At 38.8% G+C, this 1,468-nt stretch carries 1 protein-coding gene; it reads left to right on the top strand.

From position 1 onward, the window contains the following. Nucleotides 1–375: 375 nt before the first annotated feature. Nucleotides 376–1,468 (top strand): carboxypeptidase-like regulatory domain-containing protein (locus ACOVQ4_RS04475; RefSeq protein WP_421819453.1); only part of this gene is annotated, 1,093 nt, incomplete at its 3' end.

Raw genomic sequence — 1,468 nt, forward strand, 5'->3', positions numbered from 1 at the left:
TACCTGTAAGTGAGCACTATTCAGAGGAATTTTTCAAAAGAATAGGGCAAAGCTAGCATAATAGCTCTCGGCTTTTAGCTTTGAGCTGTCAGCCTTGAAGAAATTTTAGATTTCTTCAAGGCTTTTTTTATTACTGAAGTTCTACTTATCCTCTTCGTACAAAAACGCCCTTTGTGCCTTTGCCACTCTGTCACTTTGTGCCTCTAATAACAATATCGCCAAAAATCCCACTTCTATCTACAAACCCTCATTATAGAGCGATTTCTTATATTGAAATGGCAACGTTTAACGGTTCTTCTTTAGTCCCTGATATTGGGAAAATGCAAATACTGCATCATAAAAGTTTAACCAGTCTTATTCGTTACACTATCAAGCATGAGAAAAACACTATTACTATTCGCATTGATTTGCATTCAATGGTCTTTTCAAGCGTGGGGTCAACAAACACCCATTTCGGTCAATACGACAGGAATTACCATTACCGATGAATTCTATAATAATGCGCTGCTTTCTGAAATTTGTCAGGATTTAACTAAAAAAACAGGGATAAAAATAGATGCTGACCCTACCCTGCTGAGCAAATACCGCATTAGCTACTGGTTTCAGAAAATCAAGGCAGAAGTTGGATTCAGCAATGCGCTGAAAAATACAGATTTAAAAATATATGTCGACGAAAACAGTGTGCTTCATATCGTACCAAAATCTCAAAAAGTTACGGTAGCCAAAGCCATTACCGAACAACAATACAAAGGCAAATCAGAAAAAACAAACTTTAGTATTTCTGGAAAAATCGTAGATGCGCTCACTGGCGAATCACTAGCTTTTACCACGGTTACTGTAAAAGGTAGAAAAACTGGTGTGCAGACCAACGTGGATGGGCTTTTTACAATACAAAAAATACCTTCCGATACAAGTGCTTTGGTAATTAGCTACATAGGTTATAGAACATTGACCTATTACCTAAACCCTCAAACCCCTACGAGTAATTTAAGAATAGAGCTAGTTCCCGCCAACGAGGAACTAGACGAAGTAAAAGTAACAGGTGAAAAAACCGAAATCATGAAGGTCAACGAAACCGTTGGTATGTTCATGATGACGCCTAAAAACATTGCGAAGTTACCCAATGTCGGTGAAAAAGATATTTTCCGAGGTTTTCAGTTAATGCCAGGGATTAGTGCTGCCAACCAGTCATCTTCGGGCTTGTATGTACGTGGTGGTACGCCAGACCAAAACCTTGTCTTATATGACGGATTTACCGTGTACTATGTCGACCACCTTTATGGATTCTTTAGTGCCTTCAACTCCAATGCCATCAAAGACGTGCGTTTGTTTAAAGGAGGCTTTGAAGCAAAATATGGTGGTCGTGTATCAAGTGTAGTCGATATAACCAGTAAAGACGGTAACCAAAAAGAATTTAACGCTACTGCTGATGTAGGCTTGTTAAGTGCCAATATTTTAGCAGAAGGTC

It is taken from the genome of Flectobacillus sp. (assembly GCF_049240685.1).
In the GTDB taxonomy this organism is placed as follows: Bacteria; Bacteroidota; Bacteroidia; order Cytophagales; family Spirosomataceae; genus Flectobacillus.